22 protein-coding genes are annotated in these 23,590 nt (G+C 60.5%); 11 read left to right on the top strand and 11 right to left on the bottom strand.

What is annotated here, in order from left to right; translation table 11 throughout:
- Positions 1 to 135: 135 nt before the first annotated feature.
- A complete protein-coding gene (locus tag V9T28_RS12310; protein WP_116399236.1) occupies positions 136 to 1,362 on the top strand; it encodes an ATP-binding response regulator in 1,227 nt (408 codons plus the stop codon).
- Here V9T28_RS12310 and V9T28_RS12305 read toward each other — a convergent pair.
- The 6 genes from V9T28_RS12305 to V9T28_RS12280 all read right to left on the bottom strand — a co-directional run bounded on the left by V9T28_RS12305 (position 1,355) and on the right by V9T28_RS12280 (position 6,440).
- Positions 1,355 to 2,494: a sensor histidine kinase gene (locus V9T28_RS12305; protein ID WP_116399235.1), complete on the bottom strand. Its 1,140-nt coding sequence runs from the start codon at positions 2,492 to 2,494 to the stop codon at positions 1,355 to 1,357. The genes V9T28_RS12310 and V9T28_RS12305 overlap by 8 nt on opposite strands.
- The gene (locus tag V9T28_RS12300; protein ID WP_245423891.1) at positions 2,491 to 2,991 is read right to left on the bottom strand and encodes a Rab family GTPase; all 501 of its coding nucleotides are present in this window, start codon (positions 2,989 to 2,991) and stop codon (positions 2,491 to 2,493) included. Before V9T28_RS12300 ends, V9T28_RS12305 begins: the two co-directional genes overlap by 4 nt.
- Positions 2,988 to 4,841: an OmpA family protein gene (locus tag V9T28_RS12295; protein WP_116399234.1), complete on the bottom strand. Its 1,854-nt coding sequence runs from the start codon at positions 4,839 to 4,841 to the stop codon at positions 2,988 to 2,990. Before V9T28_RS12295 ends, V9T28_RS12300 begins: the two co-directional genes overlap by 4 nt.
- A gap of 6 nt (positions 4,842 to 4,847) precedes the next feature.
- Positions 4,848 to 5,207: a hypothetical protein gene (locus V9T28_RS12290; protein ID WP_116399233.1), complete on the bottom strand. Its 360-nt coding sequence runs from the start codon at positions 5,205 to 5,207 to the stop codon at positions 4,848 to 4,850.
- A gap of 175 nt (positions 5,208 to 5,382) precedes the next feature.
- Positions 5,383 to 5,946, bottom strand: a complete 564-nt coding sequence (locus V9T28_RS12285; RefSeq protein ID WP_116399232.1) for an RBBP9/YdeN family alpha/beta hydrolase — start codon at positions 5,944 to 5,946, stop codon at positions 5,383 to 5,385.
- Positions 5,947 to 6,011: 65 nt separating this feature from the next.
- Positions 6,012 to 6,440: a CoA-binding protein gene (locus tag V9T28_RS12280; RefSeq protein WP_116399231.1), complete on the bottom strand. Its 429-nt coding sequence runs from the start codon at positions 6,438 to 6,440 to the stop codon at positions 6,012 to 6,014.
- Between the two features lie 67 nt (positions 6,441 to 6,507).
- Between V9T28_RS12280 and V9T28_RS12275 the strand changes: the two genes are divergently transcribed.
- From V9T28_RS12275 to V9T28_RS12260, 4 genes are all read left to right on the top strand, one after another.
- On the top strand, positions 6,508 to 6,948 hold the full coding sequence (locus V9T28_RS12275) for a PaaI family thioesterase (protein ID WP_245423889.1): 441 nt from the start codon (positions 6,508 to 6,510) through the stop codon (positions 6,946 to 6,948).
- Positions 6,949 to 7,151: 203 nt separating this feature from the next.
- A complete protein-coding gene (gene rplM, locus V9T28_RS12270) occupies positions 7,152 to 7,622 on the top strand; it encodes a 50S ribosomal protein L13 (RefSeq protein WP_116399229.1) in 471 nt (156 codons plus the stop codon).
- A gap of 2 nt (positions 7,623 to 7,624) precedes the next feature.
- Positions 7,625 to 8,104: a 30S ribosomal protein S9 gene (gene rpsI / locus V9T28_RS12265; RefSeq protein ID WP_116399228.1), complete on the top strand. Its 480-nt coding sequence runs from the start codon at positions 7,625 to 7,627 to the stop codon at positions 8,102 to 8,104.
- Between the two features lie 68 nt (positions 8,105 to 8,172).
- Positions 8,173 to 9,384 (top strand): hypothetical protein, encoded by a 1,212-nt coding sequence (locus tag V9T28_RS12260; protein ID WP_147306386.1) that lies wholly within the window; start codon positions 8,173 to 8,175, stop codon positions 9,382 to 9,384.
- Positions 9,385 to 9,508: 124 nt separating this feature from the next.
- On the opposite strand, the gene V9T28_RS12255 is transcribed toward V9T28_RS12260, so the two are convergent.
- From V9T28_RS12255 to V9T28_RS12245, 3 genes are all read right to left on the bottom strand, one after another.
- On the bottom strand, positions 9,509 to 9,676 hold the full coding sequence (locus V9T28_RS12255; RefSeq protein WP_199499966.1) for a DUF1127 domain-containing protein: 168 nt from the start codon (positions 9,674 to 9,676) through the stop codon (positions 9,509 to 9,511).
- 525 nt (positions 9,677 to 10,201) lie between these two features.
- Positions 10,202 to 10,336 (bottom strand): hypothetical protein, encoded by a 135-nt coding sequence (locus V9T28_RS12250; RefSeq protein WP_281024229.1) that lies wholly within the window; start codon positions 10,334 to 10,336, stop codon positions 10,202 to 10,204.
- A gap of 171 nt (positions 10,337 to 10,507) precedes the next feature.
- Positions 10,508 to 10,675: a DUF1127 domain-containing protein gene (locus V9T28_RS12245; RefSeq protein ID WP_116399225.1), complete on the bottom strand. Its 168-nt coding sequence runs from the start codon at positions 10,673 to 10,675 to the stop codon at positions 10,508 to 10,510.
- Between the two features lie 600 nt (positions 10,676 to 11,275).
- On the opposite strand from V9T28_RS12245, the gene proS reads away from it, so the two are divergent.
- The 4 genes from proS (at position 11,276) to V9T28_RS12225 (ending at position 15,344) form a co-directional block, all read left to right on the top strand.
- Positions 11,276 to 12,598, top strand: a complete 1,323-nt coding sequence (gene proS / locus V9T28_RS12240; RefSeq protein WP_116399833.1) for a proline--tRNA ligase — start codon at positions 11,276 to 11,278, stop codon at positions 12,596 to 12,598.
- 119 nt (positions 12,599 to 12,717) lie between these two features.
- Positions 12,718 to 13,290, top strand: coding sequence for a hypothetical protein (locus V9T28_RS12235; RefSeq protein WP_116399224.1), 573 nt, complete (start codon positions 12,718 to 12,720; stop codon positions 13,288 to 13,290).
- A gap of 66 nt (positions 13,291 to 13,356) precedes the next feature.
- A complete protein-coding gene (locus V9T28_RS12230; RefSeq protein WP_116399223.1) occupies positions 13,357 to 14,649 on the top strand; it encodes a lipoprotein-releasing ABC transporter permease subunit in 1,293 nt (430 codons plus the stop codon).
- Complete coding sequence (locus V9T28_RS12225) at positions 14,649 to 15,344, top strand: ABC transporter ATP-binding protein (RefSeq protein ID WP_116399222.1); 696 nt, start codon at positions 14,649 to 14,651, stop codon at positions 15,342 to 15,344. The genes V9T28_RS12230 and V9T28_RS12225 overlap by 1 nt, the downstream gene beginning before the upstream one ends.
- Before the next feature lie 217 nt (positions 15,345 to 15,561).
- On the opposite strand, the gene recG is transcribed toward V9T28_RS12225, so the two are convergent.
- Positions 15,562 to 17,658 (bottom strand): ATP-dependent DNA helicase RecG, encoded by a 2,097-nt coding sequence (gene recG, locus V9T28_RS12220; RefSeq protein ID WP_116399221.1) that lies wholly within the window; start codon positions 17,656 to 17,658, stop codon positions 15,562 to 15,564.
- Between the two features lie 103 nt (positions 17,659 to 17,761).
- Between recG and V9T28_RS12215 the strand changes: the two genes are divergently transcribed.
- Positions 17,762 to 18,055, top strand: coding sequence for an FAD assembly factor SdhE (locus tag V9T28_RS12215; protein ID WP_116399220.1), 294 nt, complete (start codon positions 17,762 to 17,764; stop codon positions 18,053 to 18,055).
- 7 nt (positions 18,056 to 18,062) lie between these two features.
- On the top strand, positions 18,063 to 21,575 hold the full coding sequence (gene mfd, locus V9T28_RS12210; RefSeq protein ID WP_116399219.1) for a transcription-repair coupling factor: 3,513 nt from the start codon (positions 18,063 to 18,065) through the stop codon (positions 21,573 to 21,575).
- Between the two features lie 77 nt (positions 21,576 to 21,652).
- Here the strand turns inward: mfd and V9T28_RS12205 are convergent, their stop codons facing one another.
- A complete protein-coding gene (locus V9T28_RS12205) occupies positions 21,653 to 23,479 on the bottom strand; it encodes an extracellular solute-binding protein (protein ID WP_116399218.1) in 1,827 nt (608 codons plus the stop codon).
- Positions 23,480 to 23,590: the final 111 nt, after the last annotated feature.

Here is a 23,590-nt window from a genome sequence, read left to right as displayed (position 1 = left end):
AAGAATGCAGCCTCGCCCCTTAACGGCAGAAGCAGGGGGCGGGCCCCTTGAGGTTGGCCAAATTGCAAGCTTGGGCGGGATGCCGCTCGAAATGTTCGCGGCAAAGCGAGTGAGTTTACACGGTCTGGAAGTAAGATGACCTCTGAGCGTTTGGCACAAACCGCATCCGGCAAAGAAGATGGCGAGTCGGGGGAGGGCCACGCGAAGGGTGGCGATCGAACAACGGCACGGGCCAATTTGCTCGTCCTGCTGGTCGAAGACGATCCGCGCGACGCAAAGCTCATGGCCGAGTATCTGGGCCGGTCGCGCTATTTCGCCGCGCAGATCGAACATGTGACGGATATTCGCACGGCTTTGCAACACCTCGCCGCGACCCATTACGATCTGATGATTCTCGACTATTGGGTCGGAACGGATTCGTCGCTGACGCTGCTGCGTCGCGGCTCGTCCGACACGTGGCATATTCCCGCGCTGGTGGTTTCCTCGGTCGAGGCTGCGGATGTCCAGGGCATGGGCCTGTCCGCGGGCGCGCTGGGCTTCCTGCACAAGAACGATCTGTCGCCGTCGACGCTTGATGCCGTCATCCGCACGGTGTTCCACATGCGCGACGCGGCGCTGGAATTGCGCCGCTCGCTGGCCGAGCAAGCGCGCGGCAAGACGCAGCTTGCCGAGGCGATGAGCGAGATGACCCATGAAGTGTTGACGACCTTGAGCGCGGTGCACGGCTTCGGTGAATTGCTCTCCGCCGGCACCTCGGACCAGCCGATCGCGTTGAACGATCCGACGCAATTCGTCGCGCAGATCAAGGAACGTTCGCAAAAGCTCGATACGTTGTTGCGACGTTTCATCGAGATCGAGGCCAAGGCCCATGTGGCGCCGGATTTATATTTCGAACGGGCCAATCTCGTCGACATCGTGAAATCGGTGGTGATGACGATGGCGGAGAAATGCCGCCAGCGGTCGCAAGGCATTTCGGTCCGCGTTGCGCCGGGTGATTTCGAAGCGGAAATCGATAAGGTCGCGGTCTTTCAGATGCTGCTCAACACGGTGAACAATGCGCACCGTTATGCCGATGCCGGAACCACGATCGAGATCGTGGTGCGCGACATGGGATCGAGCGTGCGAGTCAATGTCGCCGATCAGGGCGCGGGCATGACCGATGAGGAAATTGCGCAAGCCTCGCATCATGATGCGCAAAAGAAATTGCCGGCCGATCTTTTGGCGACCGGACATGGGCTCGGCCTCTTGGTCGCGACATCGATCGCGCAACTGCATGGCGGTGAACTGGCGATCGTCAGTCAGAAGGATTGGGGCACGACGATTACGATCGAATTGCCCAAGGTGCGGCCTACGATCAATTAGCTCGCGCAAGAGGCAGAGTGAAGCGCACTCGCAGGCCTTCACGCCAGTCGGTGTCGATCCAGATTCTGCCGGCGTGCATTTCGATGATGCGCTGACACACGGGTAAGCCAGCGCCGACGCCGGAAATCGTCGGATCGCTGTTCAGGCGCTGAAAGAGCGCAAAGGCTTTCGGCGCGCTCGCCGGATCGATGCCGCGGCCGTTATCGGTCACGGCAATATCCGCCACGCCGTCAAGCACCGTTGCCTGAATATGGATGCGTGGCGGCGCAGCACTGCGGTATTTTAGGGAATTTTGCATCAGATTTTGAAAGACGAGCGCCAGAAGCGCCTCGTCGCCATGCACGGCCGGCAGCGCGCCGACGGCGATTTCCGCCTGCGCGGCAGCGATATCCGAGCGCAAGTTGGATTTGGCGATCTCGAACGCGTCTTCAAGCCGGATGTCCGAGAAGCTCGCCTCTTGCTGGGCGATGCGCATGTAGCGCAGCAATGTCACGATCATCGCCTGCATACGCGCTGCGCCGGCCGCGATCTCGTGCAGAAAATCGAGCCGCCGCTCGTCGAGGCCGTGGCCGTCTTCCGCGATTAAATCGGCGAACCGCCTGATTTGCCTCACCGGTGCTTGAAGGTCATGCGACATGGCGAGAGAGAAGCGCTTGAGATCGGTATTCGCGATGCTCAAGGATTGCGCCTGCTCGGCAAGTTGGCGTTGTTGCAGGGCGATCTGATCTTGGGCGATGCGTTGTTCACGCCGGGTCTGATTGAGCGAGACCAGCAAATCATGCCGCTCGCCGACATCATACGAGACGACCATGAGATGGTCGTGGTCTTGCCAAACGAAGCGCAAGTCGAGCCGCCGGACAGTGCCTTCGATGACAAGGCCAAGATCTGGCAGGGTGATCGTCGTGCCGGGCGTCTGCGCCGCCTCGCGAATGCTCGCTTCAAAGCCCATCATGAGAGGCGCTTCAAACAGATTGCTGCCTTCCTCCGGCGCCCAAAGGCTGAGCGTGCCGACGCGGTGGATGACAATACCGTTGCCGTCGACGTCGCAAAATCCAAACACGTTAGCAGCGATCAGCCGGCTCGCGGCATTCGAGATCTGCAGCGCCTCTTCCAAGGGGAGATCAGGGGTCATGCGCGCCGCCGGATCGTTCGGCCGAGCGTGCGAAAGAGCTGCATCACGTTCTGGCCGGTTTTCGCGCTGGTGAGGGCGAGATCGTCCGCGCTCAGGCCATCGACGGTAAAGCGCGGCGCGGGATCGTCGAGGAGATCGATCTTGTTGACGATGACTTTCGCCGGGCGGCCAGGAAACCGGCTGGCAAAGGTTTCCGCGAGCCCGCCGGCTTTGGTTAAGGAGTCCGGGCGTGTCGCATCGGAAACGATCAGGGCGGCCGCTGCGCCAACCACATAGACGCTGGAAAAAATCTGCTGACCGAAATCGCCGTCCGTATCCCACAAGACAAAGCGGAATGGTGCCTCGCCATCTTCCAGATCGAGATCGTGAGTCATGATATCGACGCCGATCGTCGTTTTATAATTCGCGTCGAAATGGTCGAAGATAAAACGGCGCGCGAGCGAGCTTTTGCCGACGCCAATATCCCCCAGCAGCAGAACCTTGGCGCTCGCGATCATTGGGTCGGCTCGCCCACATAGGTCGGCTCGAAGGTCGCGCGCCGGTTGGCCGCCGCGGCTCCGTCGCGGATGGGCTCGAGCGTCGATCGCGTGACGGTGGCGATATGGCTTTGATCGACACCGCGCTTGGTGAGTTCTGCCGCCACGACGGTGGCACGCTGGACGCCGAGACTCCGATTGAGGACGGCCGAGCCGGTTTCGTCGGCGTGGCTGATGATGCGGATGCTCAAGCCGGTCGATTTGAGAAAATCGGCCAGCTGATCGAGTTTGGTGCTCAAACCCGGCCGGTCGATAATGGTCGCTTCACCCTTCGGGAAGAAGATCGCGAAGCCCTGGACGAGACGCCCCAATTTCGCCTCGGGTGTATCGAGCAGGGCATTCGCCTCTTCGGTCGCTTGCTCGACCGCCGCGAGCTTGTCGTTGATGGCGCCGATCTGTGTGAGGCGGACACTATGCTGGTCGAGTTCGCTCTGCAGCGCTTTCGTGTCGCTCGCGATCTGTGCACGCACATCGGTGAGGGCCTGGGTGATGGTGCCGCCGAGTTTGTTGTCGGAGGCTTGGATATCGGCGCTCAGATCGGTTCGCAACTGGGCGTTCAATGTGCCGAGAGAGGTCCGCGCGGCCGCAATCTCGTCCTGCAAATCCTTGACTGATTTGCCCAGCGTTGCAACTTCCTGCGCTGTCGCAATCGTTTCGACATTCGTGTCGAGCGTATAGGGGGCGGCGGCGCTGCTGAGCGCCTGCGTGATCTCGTCGGCGCCTTGCACGTTCGGCAAGATCCCGCGCACATGTACGACCGCGCGCTTGTGATCGAAACGGACCTGTAGCGGGAAAGCGGCGAGGCGCGGATCGTGGGCCAAAGTTGCATCGTAGGCAGCGTTCACCTGACGTTCGGTCCGCCAATGCTGAACGACGTGCCAAAGACGCCATGCGCCAAAGCCAAGCAAAGCGATGAGGAGGCCGGCCAACGCGTAGGAGGCGATTCCATTCGACTTCTGCGCACCGCGCTTGGGTAAGATTGTGTCTGCCAGAAGTCCGAGCTTGTCGGTGGTAATCAGCTCGTCCCGGTCATGCCGTTCGAGCAAGTCGACAAGCGCCGTATCGATAGCCCGTTCGTCCTCGCCGCGCGTGGGGCCGATCACCTGGGCGGCGGCGATCATGCGTGCCGAGGGACGCAAGAAAATCCGGCTGCCACCGACATCGAGATTGCGCAGTTCGCCGCTGTTGGCGGCAAAGACATTGCCGGCGAAGTCGGTGATCGCCGCGATGAGGCCGCTGACCAGCTCGGGATTTTCACTCGCCTTGCCGTCCCGGTGCCAATCGGCGATCAGATGCCCCGAGCCACGCTCCAAAAGGATGATGCGGTCGATCGAGGCAAGGCTCGCCTCGGCGAGGGCGAGCGCGCTCATCGGCTGCCCGGTCAGGATCGACTTGACGCGCAACTGCCATGATTGCACCGACAGCAGTGCATCGACCTTTTCGTTCAAGGTCGTGATGAGTTCGCGAAAGGCATTGGCGACGGCAGCGGAAACGAGGCGTCCGGTGATCGGATAGAGCGCTTCGACCATCATGTCCTTGGAATTCTTGATTTCGCTGCGGATGGCGGCGACGACAAGCGGCGCGATGGCTGTCGCAAGTTCCTTGTGCCGATCGACTTCGGCCCGCCTGAGGGCCCCGGCCAGGACTTCCGCCGTGGCATTCTCCAAACGGTCAGGCGAACCGACTCGTCGGTCGATCGCTTCTAAACGCTCCTCAACAGTTTGCAGCTTTTCTTCGCCGTCGCCGAGGAGGAGCCTCCTGAGCCGGTCAATGTCGGTTTTTTCGGCGGGGCGTATATCCGTATCCGCCATGTTTCATTACGAGCCAGAATGCCCGTTACCCATTTTCTGGACGGTCGCGCCAAGTTGCGAAATCGCCGCGCCAATGTCGGAAATTGCGGAAAGACGGCGGTTCTCCGTATCGCGCGCAAGCTCGGCGAGCATGTTCTCGACACTGTTGAAGCGCGCCGTCATTTCCTTGTGCAGCGCCTCGAGACGGGCTTCCATCTTACTATCGAGATCGCGCAAACGCGTGTCGGTCGTACGCTTTTCATGACCGAACAAAAGTTCGCGAACCTGGTCGATGGTCTGATCCATGGCGACCGACGGTTCATGGTCTTGGGGGACGGTTTTGACGGACTCGCTGCTACGCGCCATGACTTTGCCCTTAACGTTCATAACCAAGGCTCCCAAAGCCTTTTGGAGAGGCTTTTCTTGGAGTATCTCTTTTGAACCGTTTTTTAATATTTGTCACGGGGCTAAGGGCCTAATTTACTTTGTGAACTTGCTTCCGATCTGGAGTTATCGTTAACGATTGTGGTTAATCTTGCCGCCTGCGCCGCTCCGGCTGACCTCAAGCAAGGCGCGCGAGGAATTGGCCGAGGAGCAGGAGCCCTTGCGGCCAGAAGCCAAGATCGATGTCGTTGCCCATGTGGCCGAGCGCGCCGGCATCGGCAAAATCCGAGCCCCAGGCGACCGCGAAGGCCTGGGCGCGGCCGAAATCGACGAAAGGATCGTTGCGGCTGGCGACGACCAGCGAGGGGAAGGGGAGGGGTGTCAGCAGCATGGGCGCAAAGCCTTTGACTGGCGCATCGGGAAGCGAGTCTCGCGCATCGCGGTCGCCCGGCCCGACCAGAAAAGCACCCTTGATGTTGCGCGTATCGGCATCGTGGGACCAGCGCATGACGAGGGCGGTGCTCAGGCTGTGGGCAATGAAAATGACCGGTTTGGTCGTCTTGGTGAGATAATCGTCGAGCTTGGCCGCCCAGGCCGTATAGACCGGGCGCTCCCATTCGTCCTGCACCACCCGGATGCTGCTCGGAAAGGCGTTGTGCCAATGGCTCTGCCAATGCGCCGGACCGGAATCGCCGCGGCCGGGCAGGATCAGAAAATCGTACAGCTGGAGCGCATCTTGCATAGAGAAAGTCCATTATGAAGAGCGTTGCGTTTCTTTTTGGGGCGAGCGCGGCTCGCGGCACTCAGCTAGCCGATCAGCCGCGAATACTCGATCTTGGGGCAGCGGTTCATGATGACTTTCACGCCCTTGGCTTCAGCCTTGGCGGCCGCAGCGTCATGCCGCACGCCGAGCTGCATCCAGATCACCTTCGGCAGCGGCGCGAGCAGCAAGGCTTCGTCGACGACGCTGGCGGCGGCCTCCGAATTGCGGAAAACATCCACCATGTCGATGGGCTCTCGAATATCGGCAAGTTTGCCGTAGACGGTAAGGCCGTGGATTTCCTGTCCCGTCAGGCCCGGATTGACGGGGAACATCCGGTAGCCCTTGTGCTTGAGATAGGCGAGAACCCCATTCGAATCGCGTGCCGGATTGTTGGATGCGCCGACAAGGGCGATGGTTTTCACCTGGGTCAGAATGGAGCGAATGAGGTCATTGGGATAGGCGTCATACGGCATCGCAGGTCCTTTGGCGCGGCGGCGCCTTCATGCCATTGTAGCGCGTGAACGAGGGATGAGAAGCAACATGGACGCAAGGAGCATCCCGCCGGGACGAATGACGGCGGACGAGATCACGGCACTGTTGGACCGTGAGTTTCCGCAATTGCTGGTCGACGGACGGAGCTATGTGATCGAAGCGGCCGATCACGGTTTTGCCCGGATGCGGTTGTGCTACCATGCCCGGCACCTGCGGCCCGGGGGCACGATCTCCGGCCCCTCCATGTTCGCGCTCGCCGACCTTTGTCTTTATGTCGCGATTCTTGCGAGCATCGGCCCTGTCGTTCTGACCGTGACCACCAATCTCAACATCAATTTCATGCGCAAACCGGCTCCGGCGGATTTGGTCGGCACCTGCCGCCTGCTCAAGCTCGGCAAACGTCAGGCGGTGGGCGAAGTTGCGATTTGTCCGGAGGGGTCGGAGGACCTCGTCGCCCACGCCACCGGCACCTATGCGCTGCCGGAGTGACCATGACCAATCGACTAGACGCCAATTGAGATGCGGTAAAATAATACCTCTAGTCATAACATATTGAATAATATTAGAAAAATAAAATATCGTGCGAATTTAATTGTTTGACGCAATCCGCCGCTTCCCCTATATACGCGCATCCTCATTCCTGCGGGTGTGCCTGTGTCGCGCGCCTTCACGGCAAAAACGGAATTAAGTCTATGTTCGGCAAAACACATTCGACCAAGGTCGCCGAGGTCGAGAAGAAATGGGTGCTGATCGACGCGAAGGGCCTGGTTGTCGGCCGTCTCGCGACGATCGTCGCCATGCGTCTGCGCGGCAAGCATAAGGCAAGCTTCACCCCCCACGTCGATGACGGCGACAACATCATCGTCATCAACGCGGACAAGGTAGTGCTGACCGGCAAGAAGCTCAGCGACAAGATGTATTACCACCACACTGGTTATATCGGTGGCATCAAAGAGCGTTCCGCCAAGTTCATCCTGGAAGGGCGTTTCCCCGAGCGCATCGTCGAGAAGGCAGTGGAGCGCATGCTCCCGCGCGGCCCGCTCGGCCGCAAGCAACTCGGCAATTTGCGTGTCTATAAGGGCGCGGAACACCCCCATGCGGCGCAGAACCCGACGGTTCTCGATGTCGCCAGCTTGAATCCTAAGAACGCTCGGAGCGCCTGATCATGGCAGAGACAATCAATTCGCTCGCGGATCTGAAGGGCGCGACGGCTGGCGTCCAGCCGGAAGCCCCGAAGCACGTGCAGAAGCTCGATAAGTTTGGCCGCGCCTATGCCACGGGCAAGCGCAAGAACGCGGTTGCTCGCGTTTGGATCAAGCCGGGCACCGGCAAGATCACGGTCAATGGCCGCACTCAGGAGGTGTATTTCGCCCGTCCGGTGCTGCGCATGATGCTGCAGCAGCCGCTCGGCGTCGCGAAGCGCGTCGACCAGTACGACATCACCATCACCTGCGCCGGTGGCGGCCTGTCGGGTCAGGCGGGCGCTGCTCGTCACGGCATTTCGAAGGCGCTGACCTATTTCGAGCCGGAGCTGCGCTCGGCCCTGAAGAAGGAAGGCTTCCTGACCCGCGACTCGCGCGTCGTCGAGCGTAAGAAGTACGGCAAGCGCAAGGCCCGCCGCAGCTTCCAGTTCTCGAAGCGCTAAGCGTTTCAGTCATATTTGCGAAGAGGGCGGCCTTGAAGCCGCCCTTTTCTTTGCCGATTGTGGCAAATATGGCCACCTCGGGTTCCGGTGCACCCAAACGCTTCACCCGGCGCGCCGTGCTGCTCGGGAGCTTGTTCCTCGGCGGCGCGGCCGGCGGATCGACACTGCATCAATCTTGGCTCAGTCAACAGGACGAGGACAGAGCGGAGCGGGCGCATATCATGGACAGGCATCGACCGTTGCCAATTATTCCCGTCTATGATGCGCGCGCGACAGGTCTTGTCGGCCACGCCAGGGCGCGGTTGCCGCAAATGTTGCAATTGCGCCAAGCTTGTATCGGTTCGCTGACGCCGATCTTCAGAGTTGGATTGCGCGCAGCCGACAGCCTGGCCTTGAGTTGGTTGCGCCGAACACGCTCGCCCTATGTGGCGGAACTCGAATCGATCGCGGCTTTGGCCGATGAGCCAGGCATTTTTCTCCTCAATACGTCGTATGAATGGGGATGTACCGCTCTGGCGGCGCCTTCGGCGGCGCGGAATAGCGCGCGGCTGTTGCGCACCTTGGACTGGCCTTATGACGGTTTAGGCCGCTTGGTGGAAGTCGTACGGCAGATGGGACCTGCCGGAGAGTTCCTGAACGTGACTTGGCCGGGTGCCGTCGGCGTTTTGACGGGCATGGCGCCGGGGCGCTTTGCCGCCTCAATTAATCAAGCGCCCGCACGCGGCAAAGAGGAAGATAAATGGACCGCCGCTCATAATACGTTGCAGACGTTCGAGCACAGCGATGCTTGGCCGGCAATGCATTTGTTGCGGCACGTCTTCGAGGCGGCAGCAACCTTCGAGCAGGCGAAGCAGATTCTGGAGCGGACGCCGCTGATGGCGCCGACCATTTTCACGCTGATCGGCGTCTCGCCACGCGAAACATGCGTGATCGAGCGCACGGAAACGGAGCACGCCAGCCATACGGGCGTCAGCAGCGCTGCAAATGGTTGGAAATATGGGCACTTTCCGGGAGATTGGGCCGGGCTGCACGATGCCGATGCGCGCGGCGACAATGAGGGCCGCCGAAGGGCGATCGAGCGCTACGCCGCGCGCGGCTCAGCCCCCTTCGCCTGGGTCGCCGAGCCGATCCTAAACAGTTTCACCAGGCTGGCGATTGAAGCCGATCCGCACAAAGGTTCACTTATCGTGCGGGGCTATGAAGCCACGCCCGCGGACGACGAGCCCAACGAGGCGGGGCCGGCGACGGCCGATCTGCACCTGCAGTGGCCTTTGGCCTAACCACTTCAGAAATTGACCAAATCAAAAAAAACGCCCGCCGGAGGGAGGAGGCCGGCGGGCGCTTGCAACGCGAGGTGGATGGGAGGGAGGGAGGAAACCCACCCCGCGGAATTGCAAAACTTAATTACGCTTCGAAGCGAGCGCGTGCTGCCTGACGGGCAACCGTCTGGATGTCGCTGCGGCCGAGGCCGAGGTCGGACAGTTCGCGGTCCGAAAGGCGGGACAGTTCGCGTACCGAGACGCGATAGCGGCGCCACTGGGAAATCTTCGAGGTGAGGTTCTTCAGAGTCATTGTTTTCATCCTTCAGGTTGGTTCGGGTTTCATCTTTGGCCGCGAACCGTTTCTGTTCGTTGGGTGAGCTCTATATAGATTGCTGCGGTGCGGCATACCAGTGTTTAGTTGTGAGTCGTGATATGCATAATTTTCATAGCATAAGCCTAGCGAGTTAAGGATTTGCTCATAAATTCGCGTATCTTGCTCGATTATGACGCAAATATGAAAAAATAGATCAGAACTTGAGCCGGTGGTATCATTTTTGGCGATTAATTTGCATGGCTTGACGGAAGGGCCTGTATTTTTTCGATTGCCGATTAAATTTTGAATAGGCCATTCTACGACATGAGTTTGGGTAATTTTGTGCGTCGCACCATTATCTGTTGCTGGGGTCTACTGAGATGGGGCCGCGGTTGTGGGGATCTGGCCTCTGTCGCCGGGCCGTGATTTAGGCGCCCAAAAATAGAATGGAGAACGGGCGCGAGAGTGCCTCGAGGCGCGCCGGGGCCAGGAAGTCGGCGAGCGCCTCTCCCGAGGCCGTTGCTATTGCTGAGTCGTCATCCAGGTACCCAGTTCATGACAGGCGTCGTAGCCGGTAAGTGCGACGCGGCTTTGCGTTTCACATGGGCCGGCGCGGCTGGCGTCGAATTTTGCGACGGAACTGGTGTTGGCGGTCATGGCATCGCGACTCGTTGGTGAGAGGGCGACCTTGGTTGCCGGAGGGAGTCGACCTGAAATCCGCTTCGAACGTGTCTGCCATAAAAAAGCGCCTGCTGGGGGAGGACCAGCAGGCGCTCATATCATGGGGTGGCAGGGAGGGAGGGGAGAAGCCAGCCCCATGTAAACTTGTTAGCCGGCGAAGCGGGTACGGACCGCTTTGCGGGACACGAACTCGATGTCGCTGCGGACGATGCCGAGGTCGGCAAGTTCGCGATCGGTCAGGTTCGACAGGGCGCGAACCGAAACACGATACCGGCGCCACTGGTTGATCTTGGAGGCGATGGTCTTGAAGGTCATGGGTCTAATCTTTCTGGCTTTTTCGGCTTCAGCGTCGCTGCGAAGCCGATGAATTCGTTTGATGTGCAGGATATAGTTTGTTGCAGTGCGGCATACCAGTGTTAAGACGTGATGCTAGATATGTGAAATTCGCATATCATATCCAGTCAAAGGTAAGGGTTTTGAAAGTTTTTTACCCGCTTCGGCCAATTATGGTGCAAGTTTGGCAAAGAAGTGATCATTTCCGCGCCGTGTCCTGTCAAAAAAATATTAAAAACGCATAGCTAAAGCGGCTGTGTGTGAGTCTTGCAACACCGGGTCAACCCCATCCGAAGCGATTTCAAGCGGCTAGGGCGTCACAATTATTTTGCGTCGCACAATAGTTTAGTGCCGTACAATTCCTGGCTTCCGCCGATCCGCAGCAGGACGTGACCGCTGCGGCGTGCGGATGGGCGGGAAATATGCGACCGTGCTTGCAGGAATGGTTTTATCTTACGAACGAAGCTTGTCTTTTGACGTGCATTCGGCTTGTTTGGTCCGTAATTGGCAGGTGGCGTCCCGATTGTCCGGACGCCATTGTCCGATCAGTTGCTCTTTATCATCGTCAAAGGTCCGGATTTCATGCGTCTTTCCAGGTACTTCCTGCCCATCTTGCGCGAAACGCCCAAGGAGGCGGAGATTGTTTCGCATCGCTTGATGCTGCGCGCCGGCATGATCAAACAAGAATCGGCCGGCATCTATGCCTGGTTGCCGATGGGTCTGCGCGTCCTGCAGAAGATTGCCCAAGTGGTGCGTGAGGAACAGAATCGCTCCGGCGCGATCGAAGTGTTGATGCCGACGATCCAGTCCGCCGACCTGTGGCGCGAGTCGGGCCGCTACGACGATTACGGCAAGGAAATGCTGCGCATCAAAGACCGGCATGAGCGCGAAATGCTCTATGGGCCGACCAATGAGGAGATGATCACCGATATTTTCCGCTCGGCGATCCGCTCCTATAAGGATCTGCCGCTCAATCTCTATCATATCCAGTGGAAATTCCGCGACGAAGTGCGGCCGCGCTTCGGCGTGATGCGCTCGCGCGAATTCCTGATGAAGGACGCCTATTCCTTCGATCTCGATTATGCCGGCGCCAAGCACTCTTATAATAAGATGTTCGTGGCTTATTTGCGCACTTTCGCACGGCTCGGCCTCATCGCCATCCCGATGGTGGCCGATACCGGCCCGATCGGCGGCGATCTGAGCCACGAATTCATCATTCTCGCCTCGACCGGCGAGAGCGAGGTGTTTTGCCACAAGGATTATCTGACCTTCGCCCCGCCGCCGGCCGACGTGAATTTCGATTCGAAAGAGGAATGCCAGGCCGTCGTCGACAAATGGACTTCACTCTATGCCGCGACCTCGGAAAAGCATGATGAAGCGGCCTTCAATGCCCTGCCTGAGGACGCCAAGGTTTCAGCGCGCGGCATCGAGGTCGGCCATATCTTCTATTTCGGCACCAAATATTCCGCGCCGATGGGCGCCGTAGTGAATGGGCCGGACGGCAAGGAAGTGCCCGTGCAGATGGGCTCTTACGGTATCGGCCCGTCGCGTCTGGTCGCGGCGATCATCGAGGCGAGCCATGACGAGAACGGCATCATCTGGCCCGACGCGATCGCACCTTTCAATGTTGGCATCGCCAATCTGAAGCCGGGAGACGCCGCGACCGACAAGGTCTGTGCCGATCTTTATGACCGCCTCACAAAAGCCGGGAAAGACGTGCTTCTCGACGACCGCGACGAGCGGCCGGGGGCGAAATTCGCGACCCTCGATTTGATCGGCGTGCCGGCGCAAATCGTGATCGGGCCGAAAGGCCTGGCCGAGGGCAAGGTCGAGCTGAAGAACCGCCGCACCGGGGCGCGCGAATTGCTGAGCCCCGATGAGGTGGTGGCACGCCTGACGGCGTGAGTTGACAAAAAGGAGGAATGGACCGCGGCCTTCCGGGCCGCATGATGTAGCGCTGCGTTCGGCGGCCCGGAAGGCCGCGGTCCATTCTTATCCCTTCGTTTCCGAGGCGCCCAAGATTCATGGCCAATGTCAAAATCAGTCCGACACCCTATGAAGGCGCCAAATGGTCCGTATTGGCGGGCGTCTCGATTGCCAGTGTTGCCGCTGGCGCGATGATTCTCAGTGCTGGGCCGGCGGCTGCCGTGGGCACCTTCCAGATTGGTAAGATTTATGACGACATGATCACGCGTGTTGATACTTCCGACGCGCGATTTACAGAAGATCCCGCCGGTATCAGCTCGCCCTCCGGCGCGCAGGCGGGCGCACTGGTGCGTGGCATCCGCGAAGAGGATATCAAGCGCCTGCCCGAGATCGAAGGCCATGTCGTTGCCGGCAGCCTGGACGGATTTGATCAGGATGATTCCATTTTGCTGGGCAAGAACATGGCCACAAAACTGGGCATCGGAATTGGCGGAACTGTATCCCTACTCATCGCCAATGGCGCGCAAACCCCCTTCGGCATAGTGCCGCACCTCAAATTCTTTAAAGTGAAGGCGATCTTTGCAGCTAGCGCGGACGATCGAGACAATTTCATCGTCTATATTCCGCTGCAACGGGCGCAAGCCTTCTTCAATAAGGGTAACCCACACTAAACTTGAACATCTGAGATTAACGCGCTTCCACCCCGCGTCACACCTACTCCAGAGCATCCAAGATTCATGGCCAAGGTCAAAATCAGTCCGACCCCTTTCGAAGGCGCCAAGCCGTTCTCGCTCATGGAATGGATGGTCGCCTTGCGCTACATGCGCTCGCGCCGTCACCCGTGGCTGCCTTCTGCACTGGCGGGTTTTTCGATTCTGGGCATCGCCATCGGCGTGATGGCGCTCATCGCCGTGATGGCGGCGATGAACGGTTTCCAGCAGGAGCTCTTGCATAAGCTCATTGGCGTGAACGGCCACTTCTTCGTGCAGGCCGCGGAGCCGCCGTTCAAGAATTATGACGAGGTGGTCAAGCGCATCGCGGCCGTTCCCGGCGTCCGCCAGGCGCTCCCGCTCATCGAGGAGCCGTCCGGCATTAGCTCTTCTTACGGCGCCCAATCGGGTGCCCTGGTGCGCGGCATCCGCGAAGAAGGTATCAAGCGCCTGCCGGGGATCGAAGGCAACGTCATCGCCGGCAGTTTGGACGATTTCGACAAGGACGATTCGATCGCGCTCGGCAAGGGCATGGCGGACAAGATGGGAGTGGGCATTGACGACACGGTCTCGCTCCTTGTTGCCAAGGGCGCCCAAACGCCGTTCGGCGTCACGCCGCGCCTGAAGCCGTTCAAGGTGAAAGCGATCTTCGAGATCGGCATGCAGGATCTCGACGGCTTGATCGTATATGTCCCGCTCGCTCAGGCGCAAGCCTTCTTCAACAAGGACAATGACATCACGCTCATCGAAGCCTTCGTGGACGATCCTAGTCAAGTCGATCAGATCCGGCCGCAGATCGAACAGGCGGTGGGCGTTCCGGCTTTCATCACCGATTGGCGCCAGCGCTTCAAAAGCTTGACCGACTCGCTCGGCATGATCCGCGCCGTCGCGTTTTTCGTCGTCTCCATGGTGAGCGTCGTCGCGGCGCTGCTGATCGTGATGGGCCTCATCATGCTGGTCAAGGACAAGACTCATGACATCGCGATCATGCGCACCATGGGCTCGACGCGCGGCGCGATGATGCGCATTTTCCTGCTGATCGGCATCGCCAACGGAGTTTTGGGATCGGTGCTCGGCGTGATTTTGGGCCTCGGCCTCACGCACAATTTTGAATCGATCCGCGCCTTCGTCGTTCATATCACCGGCATCGACATTTTCCCGAGCAACTTATTCCTCATCAATCAATTGCCGCTCGTCGTCGATCCCAGGGAAGTGATGCTCACCGTCGTGATGACCCTGTGCCTGTCGCTGCTCGCGACGCTCTATCCCTCCCGTCGCGCCGCCGGCCTCGATCCGGTCGAAGCGCTGAGGTACGAGTGATGAATGAGGCCAAGGCCGCGCCGGCATTATTTCTGCACCAGGTTGTTCGCACCTTTCACCAGGGTGAGACGAAGCTGGAAATCTTGCGCGGGACCGATTTCGCGCTCTGGCCGGGCGAGGCGGTTGCGCTCGTCGCGCCGTCGGGCGCCGGCAAATCGACCTTGCTGCAAATCTCCGGATTATTGGAGAAGGCCGACGGCGGCGAGATCTATGTCGGCGGCCAACCAACGGCGCATATGGATGATGCGGGGCGCACGGCGCTGCGCCGTCTCGAAATTGGCTTCGTCTATCAATTCCATCATCTCTTGCCGGAATTCACGGCGATCGAGAATATCATGCTGCCGCAACTGATCCGCGGTCTTGCGCGGCACGACGCGAAGCAGCGCTCGCAGCAATTGCTCAATTATCTCGGGCTCGGCGAACGGGCCAAACACCGCCCCTCCGAATTGTCTGGCGGCGAGCAGCAACGTGTTGCGATCGCCCGCGCCGTGGCGAACGCGCCGCGCCTGCTGCTGGCGGACGAGCCGACCGGCAATCTCGATCCGAATACCGCTGATCATGTGTTCTCGGCGTTGATGCAATTGGTGAAGGCCTCGGGCCTCGCCGCGCTGATCGTCACGCACAACATGGACTTGGCTGCGCGCATGGATCGGCGTGTGACGTTGCAGGATGGGCACGTGGTCGAGTTGAAGTGAGGGGTGAGAACGTGCTTCCCTTCTCCCGCTTGGGGGAGAAGGTGGCATGCGAAGCATGACGGATGAGGGACTTTACGACTAGGTGAGTGTTTGTTAATCCAGTTGCTGCACTGTCCTAAGGCCTTTTACCGCTCACGCGGTCGTTCCACCCTCATCCGACCCGCTTCGCGGGCCACCTTCTCCCACTGCTTCGCGGCGGGAGAAGGAGCGCGCTCACTCACCCCGCTCGCAGCAGCCGGACCGCTTCATCTCGTTCAAACAGATAGAGCAACACCCGCAGCGCCTCACCACGCGGTGATTGCAAATCCGGGTCCTGTGCCAGAATCAACTTCGCATCGTCGCGCGCGATGGCCAGCAGCGGCGCGTGCACATCCAAATTTGCGAGCTTGAATCCCGGGGTTCCGGATTGCCGTGTGCCGAGCACTTCGCCTTCGCCGCGTAGGCGCAAATCTTCCTCTGCGATGCGAAAGCCATCTTCCGTTTCGCGCATGATCTCAAGGCGCGCGCGGGCGACCTCGCCCAGCGGGCCTTTGTAAAGCAGGAGACAGGTGGATTTGCCGGAGCCGCGGCCGACGCGGCCGCGCAATTGGTGCAATTGCGCGAGGCCGAACCGCTCGGCATGTTCAATCACCATGATCGTGGCGTTGGGCACGTCGACGCCGACTTCGACGATCGTTGTGGCGATGAGCACGCGCGTTTCGCCGCGTTGGAATTTTTCCATCGCTTCGTCCTTGTCGCGACCTTTCATCTGGCCGTGCACTAGGCCGACGGACTCGCCGAAAATACTGCGCAAGCTGCCGTACCGTTCTTCCGCCGCTGCGAGATCGAGCTCTTCGCTTTCGGTGACGAGCGGACAGATCCAATAGGCCTGCGCGCCGCCTTGCAACGCGCGGCCGATCGCCGAGATCACATCGTCGAGGCGCTCGACCGGAACGGCGCGCGTGTCGATCGGCTGGCGCCCGGCTGGCTTGTCGCGCAAGGTCGAGACATCCATGTCGCCGAAATAGGTGAGCACCAAAGTGCGCGGGATCGGCGTCGCGGTCATCACGAGAATGTCGACTGCCGCGCCCTTGCTGCCGAGGGCGAGGCGCTGGTGCACGCCGAAGCGATGTTGCTCATCGACCACGGCAAGCGCGAGATCCTTGAAAATCACGGCTTCCTGAAACAAGGCATGGGTGCCGATGGCGATATGCACATGGCCGGATTCGAGCCCCGCCAATTTGTCGGCGCGCTCCGACGCGCGGTCGCGTCCGGTGAGCAGCACGACTTCGATGCCGGCCGCGGCGGCCAGCGGCGTGATGCGCTCAAAATGTTGCCGCGCCAGCACTTCGGTTGGCGCCATCATGGCCGCCTGCCGGCCGCTTTCGACGACGCCGGCCATCGCGAGCAGGCCGACGACGGTTTTGCCCGAACCGACATCGCCTTGCAGCAAGCGCAGCATGCGTTTGGGCGCGGAAAGATCGGCGCGAATCTCGTCAAGGGCTTGGCGTTGGGATGGCGTGAGCGAAAAGGGCAGGGCAGTTTCGATCTTGCGTGCGAGATGTCCGTCGCCGAGATGCGCGCGGCCTGCAGTCTCGCGCATTTTGGCGCGTACCATGACCAGCGCGAGCTGGCTCGCCAGCAATTCGTCATAGGCGAGACGCACACCATTGGAGCTGGTCGGTTCGATGTTCTGAGGCGTTTGCGGCATGTGCATGGCGCCGAGCGCTTCGGCAAAGCTTGGCAAGTGGCGCTGCTGCAGAAACGCGGCGTCGAGCCATTCCGGCATCGCCGGCAGACGCTGCGTTGCCGCAACGGCAGCCTTTGCCAGCACGCGCGGCGAGAGCCCTTCGGTCAGGCCATAGACCGGCTCGACGGCAGGCATTTTGGCCAATCCCGCTTCGTCGAGCACGCGGTCGGGATGCACCATCTGCAAATGGCCGTCCCAGAGCTCCAGCTTGCCGGAGACCCAGCGCCTTGCGCCGACGGGCAGGGATCGCTCGATCCATTGGTGGTTCGCCAGGAAGAAGACGAGTTGCACGTCGCCGGTCTCATCCTCGACCAGCACACGGTAGGGGCCTTTGGCGCTGCGCGAGGGCCGATGCTCGACAACCACGCCTTCCAACGTCACGACGCTGTCCAGGGGCGCGTCGCGGATTTTTGGCCGCGTGCGCCGGTCGATGGTGGCGTGAGGCAGATGGAACAAGACATCGATCACCCGCGCGGCGCGTCCAGGTTCGCTGAGCAATCGGTCGACCAGGCTCGCGATTTTCGGGCCGATGCCGGGGAGCGCCGTGGCGGCGGCAAAGAGTGGAGTAAGCAGAGTAGGGCGCATCCCGTTGCATTCTTACTGACAAACAAATCGAGAACCCCTATATAACGGGCCACGCATCGTCCGCCAAATTCTTGCCGGGCGTTATTTTTGTTTGGAGACGCCGATGGGCACGCAGATTTCCAGCGCCGATCTCGATCCGCGCCGCCGCAAGGCGCTTTATCGCGCGTGGCACCGGGGTATGCGCGAGATGGATTTGATCATGGGCGCTTTTGCCGATGCGGAGATTGGCGGCATGGCCGATGCGGATCTCGATGATTTCGAAGCGCTGATCGAGGCGCAGGACCAGGACATGCTGAACTGGATGACGGACAAAACGCCCGTGCCGGCCGCGTTCGACACGCCGGTGTTCTGGCGCATGAAAGCGTTCCACACCCGTTTGAAGCCTGTGCATCTTTGAGGTTTTCGTGACTGCGCTGCAACGTGCCAAAGATCTGATCGCCAAAGGCGGGAGCCTGACGCTCGGCTCGCTGCCCGATGGCTTCGACGCGTTCGTTCTCGCCGATCTGACTCGTGCGCTCAGCGCGCGGGCGGAGGATCGCGCCGTCGTGCTCACCCATGTGGCGCGCGATGGCGCGCGGGCGCAGAGCTTCATGGACGTGCTCGCCTTTGCCGGGCCCGAGATCGAGGTGCTGCATTTGCCGGCATGGGATTGCCAGCCCTATGACCGCGTGTCGCCGAACAGCGAGATTGCTGCCAAGCGCATGACTGTGCTGGCACGTCTGGCCGGTTCGCGCTCGTCGGCTGAGCGGCCGCGCATTCTCTCGACCACTGTCAACGCCCTGGTGCAGCGCGTGCCGCCGCGCGAATGGCTCGCGCATGTGAGCTTTTCCGCGGCGCCGGGCAATTCGGTCAATATGGAGGATTTGACGCGCTGGCTCGAAGTCAACGGCTTTCAGCGCGCCTCGACCGTGCGTGACACCGGCGATTATGCGGTGCGCGGTGGCATTCTCGATCTTTTCGCGCCGACCATGCCGCTGCCGGTGCGACTCGATTTCTTTGGCGAGACGCTGGAATCAATCCGCAGCTTCGACCCCGAATCGCAGCGCACGCAAATGCAATTGCGCTCGCTCGATCTGGTGCCGATGAGCGAATTGCAATTGACCTCAGAGACGATGCGCCGCTTCCGCCAAGCCTATGTGACGGAATTCGGCGCGCAGACGCGCAGCGATTCCCTCTACGAAGCGGTCTCGGAAGGCCGCCGTTATCCCGGCATGGAACATTGGCTGCCGCTGTTCCACCCGACGATGGACTGCGTTTTTCATTATGTGGCGGGGAGCCCGATCGTCTTCGACCATCATGGCGAAGATGCCGCGGCCGAGCGGCTTGCGCAGATCGCCGATTATTATGATGCGCGCAAGACCGCGCATGACGAGGATCCGGCAAAATCGGTCTACAAACCGCTGCCGCCCGACCGGCTCTATCTCGCACCGGAGGAATGGCGCGCGACGCTCGACGCAGCAAGCGTGGTGCGCGTGTCGCCGTTCGCCTTGCCGGGCGACGAGGCGGTCGATTGCGGCGGCCGCTTGGGCCGCAATTTTGCGGCCGAGCGCGCGCAGGAAGGCGCGAATGTGTTTGACGCTGCGGTGGCGCATATCCGCGCGCTGCGGACGCAAGGCCGCCGCGTCATTCTTGCCGGCTGGTCGGACGGGTCGCGCGAGCGCCTCGCCTCGGTGATCCATGAGCACGGCCTGGCGAAGACGGAGAATGTCTCGTCGCTGCCGCAGGCGCTCAGGCTGCCGCAGGAGACGTTGCCGGTCGCGGTGCTCGGCCTCGAACAGGGGTTCGAGGCGGGCGATATCGTGCTGCTCGGCGAGCAGGATATTTTGGGCGACCGTCTGGTGCGGTCGCGCAAGAAGGCGCGCCGTGCACAGGATTTCCTGAGCGACGTGGCAACCTTGTCGGCGGGTGACCTCGTCGTGCACGTGGATCACGGTATCGGGCGTTTCATCGGCCTCAAGAATATCGAAGCGGCCGGCGCGCCCCGCGATTGCCTGGAGCTGCATTACGCTGGCGGCGATAAATTGTTTCTGCCGGTCGAAAATCTCGAACTTCTGTCACGTTACGGTTCCGAAGATACGGAAGCCCAGCTCGACCGTCTCGGCGGCGCCGGATGGCAGACGCGCAAGGCGCGGATGAAGAATCGCATCCGCGAGATGGCGCATGCGCTCATCCAGATCGCGGCCCAGCGGATGTTGCGGCAGGCGCCGGTTCTGACTGCGCCCGAAGGGCTTTACGATGAGTTCTGCGCGCGCTTCCCCTATGACGAGACGGAGGATCAGCTTGGCGCGATCGATGCGACGCTGGACGATCTGAAAGCCGGTCGTCCGATGGATCGCCTCATTTGCGGCGACGTTGGTTTCGGCAAGACCGAGGTGGCCTTGCGCGCGGCCTTCGCTGCCGCCGCGAACGGCAAGCAGGTCGCCGTTGTTGTCCCGACGACGCTGCTGGCGCGCCAGCATTATCGCGGTTTCGTCGAACGCTTCGCAGGCTTACCGATCAAGATCGGCCAGCTTTCGCGCATGGTTGGTTCGGCAGATCTCAAAGCGGTGAAGCAGGGAGTCGCCGACGGCAGCATCGACATTGTCGTCGGCACTCACGCCGTGCTCGGCAAGACCGTTTCGTTCAAGGACCTCGGCCTCGTCATCATCGACGAGGAGCAGCATTTCGGCGTTGGGCACAAGGAGCGGTTGAAGGAACTGCGGGCGGAAGTGCATGTGCTGACGCTGTCCGCGACGCCCATCCCGCGCACGCTACAATTGGCGCTCACCGGCGTGCGCGAATTGTCGATCATCGCCTCGCCGCCGGTCGATCGCCTTGCCGTGCGCAGTTTCGTCACGCCCTTCGACGAACTCATTGTGCGCGAGGCGCTTTTGCGCGAGCGCTATCGCGGCGGCCAAAGCTTCTATGTGTGTCCGCGCATCGAAGATCTCGACGATGCGGCGGCATTCCTGCGCACCCATGTGCCTGAGGCGAAATTCGTCGTGGCGCATGGCCAGATGGCGGCGAGCGAATTGGAAGACAAGATGTCGGCCTTCTACGATGGCAAGTACGACATTCTGCTGTCGACCTCTATCGTCGAATCCGGCCTCGACATTCCGCGCGCCAATACGCTCATCGTCCATCGCGCCGACATGTTCGGGTTGGCGCAGCTCTATCAATTGCGCGGCCGCGTCGGGCGCTCGAAATTGCGTGCATTCGCCCTGTTCACCGTTCATGCCAAGAAGGCGATGACGGTGCAGGCCGAGCGGCGCCTCAAAGTGCTGCAGAGCCTCGATACGCTTGGTGCGGGCTTCCAGCTCGCCTCGCATGATCTCGACATTCGCGGCTCGGGCAATCTGCTCGGCGATGAGCAATCGGGCCACATCAAGGAAGTCGGCTACGAACTCTATCAGCAGATGTTGCAGGATGCGATCGAGCAACTGAAATCGGGCGTGGAGGCGCCGACCGAGGAAGTCTGGTCGCCGAGCATCAGCATCGGCACCCCGGTCACGATTCCCGAAACCTATATCGAAGATCTGCAATTGCGGCTCAATCTCTACCGCCGCTTGTCGCATCTCGAAACCGACGAGGAGATCGAGAGTTTCGGCGCCGAGATGATTGACCGTTTCGGGCCCTATCCTGACGAAGTGAAACAATTGCTGAAGCTCATGGCGATCAAGGCGCTCTGCCGCCGCGCCCATGTGGAAAAAGTCGAAGCGGGCCCGAAGGGCGTCGTCATCGCCTTCCGCGACAATTCCTTCGCCAATCCGCAAGGCCTGGTGCGCTATGTCGCGCAGCAAGGCTCGCTGGCCAAAGTGCGCCCGGACATGAGCATCTTCTTCATGGACGATTTCGCGACAGCTGATGCCCGGCTTGCCGGTGTGCAGGTGATTTTGCGCGCGCTGGTTGGGTTGGCCGAGGTGAAGAAGGCGGCGTGAGAGGTTTATCTCGGCGCATTTGTTTGCCCCCGTCATTGCGAACCGTGCAAGCGCGGGTCGCAATGACGGCGACCTGATCACTTATGCCACCACGTCCCAAACGACGCGCCGATATCATAGGTGATGCCGAACATCGGCGTTTTATCGGGATGGGCAATGGTCGTCCAATGGGCGATCCATTGCTGTGGCGAATAAAACCACGGCACGATGTAAAAGCCGGAAAGCAAGACGCGGTCGTAGGCGCGGACGGCGGTGATGAAGTCCTGCGAGCCGCGCGCGGCGAGAATTGCATCGATCATCGCATCGACCGCGCGGTTGCCGACGCCACAGATATTATACGAGCCCTGCTCATTGGTGCTTTGCGAGCCCCAGCGCGAGCGTTGTTCGAGACCGGGCGATGGTGAGGTGGGCCAGGAGCCGGGCATCATGTCGAAATCGAAGGTTTGCCGGCGGCGCTGATATTGCACTTCGTCGACGAGCCGCACCGTGGCGCGAATGCCGATGCGCTGCAATGCACGAGCAAAGGTGAGCGCGAGCCGTTCCTGATTCTTCGCCGTCACCATGATTTCGAAATCGAAAGGTGCACCCGTCTTATCGTTCACCATCCTGTCGCCGTGCAGCGACCAACCCGCCTGCTTCAAAAGATCAAGCGCTTCACGCGCATCCTGGCGGTCGCGGCCAGAGCCATCGGTCACCGACGGCGTCCAAGTGCCGTCCATGATGGCGGGGAGCACCGCGTCGGGGAAAGGGGCGAGCAGGGCGCGCTCTTGCGGCGAGGCGGGACGACCGTTGGATGAAAGATCGGAATCGTCGAAGAAGCTCTTCGAGCGGCGGTAGAGATTGCCGAAGAAATTGTCGTTGATCCATTCGAAATCGAACATTAGGCTGAGCGCTTGACGTGCGCGAATGTCTTGGAACATTGGCCGCCGCAGGTTGAAGGCGAAGCCATCGATGCCTTTCGGGACGCCGAGCGGGATCGTCTCCTTCACGATCCTGCCGTCGCGCGCAGCAGGAATGTCATAGGCCGTGCGCCAGTGGCCGGAATCGCTGTCGAGATAATAATCGAACAAGCCTGCTTTGAACGCCTCGAACATCGTGTTGGCATCGCGGTAATAGTCGATATGAATCTCATCGAAATTGAACATGCCGCGCACGATGGGCAGGTCTTTCGCCCAATAATCGGGGTTCTTCTTCAGGACCAATTCCTGGCCTGGCTTGACCGCTGCAATGATATAGGGCCCGGTCCCAACCGGCTTGGCAAGCGACGGATTGCTGAAGGTCGCGACATCGACCAGGTGTTTTGGCAGCACCGTCATCGAAGCGAGGGTGAGCGGCAATTCGCGATCGTCGGAACCGCTCAAATCATAGTGCACGGTCTCGGGATCCAGCGCCTCGATTTGCGCGACATGGCTGTACGCGTCGCGCTGCTGCGGCCGGCCTTTGGTCTTGAAGAGATTGAAGGTGAAGACGACGTCATCGGCGGTGACGGGGTGGCCGTCCGAGAATTTGGCGGCGGGATTGAGATGCAGCGTCATGCTGGTGCGCGCCTCATCGATGTCGATGCTTTGGGCGATCAGCCCGTAGAGCGTGTAAGGCTCGTCCATCGAGCGCATCATCAGCGGTTGAAAAATATTGGTGATCAGCCCCTGAGAGGTCGATCCGGCACTTAAATTGAACGGATTGAGACTGTCGAACGTGCCTTGCAGGCCGATATTCAAGCGGCCACCTTTTGGAGCATCCGGATTGGCATAGGGCAGGTGATCGAAATTTTCCGGCAGGGCGGGCACCCCGTGCCGCGAAATCCCATAATGAATCGGGCTCATCGCGTCTTGCGCCCATCCGGAGACGGAGACAGAGGCAAGCAGCGCAGCGAGCAGAGCGGAGCGAATCGGTTGCAAGATCATGTGGGCATCATAGCGCCAGGGTCTTAACGGAGCTGGCGGGCTGCCTCGGCGATTGGCCTATTTCGCCGATGGGTCGGAATGGCAGGATTTGGGCGAGCTCGACCATAACCA

This window comes from Methylovirgula sp. 4M-Z18, assembly GCF_037890675.1.
Lineage (GTDB): Bacteria > Pseudomonadota > Alphaproteobacteria > Rhizobiales > Beijerinckiaceae > 4M-Z18.
Note: the sequence above shows the minus strand (reverse complement) of the source record. Positions and strands in the feature narration are given on the sequence as shown.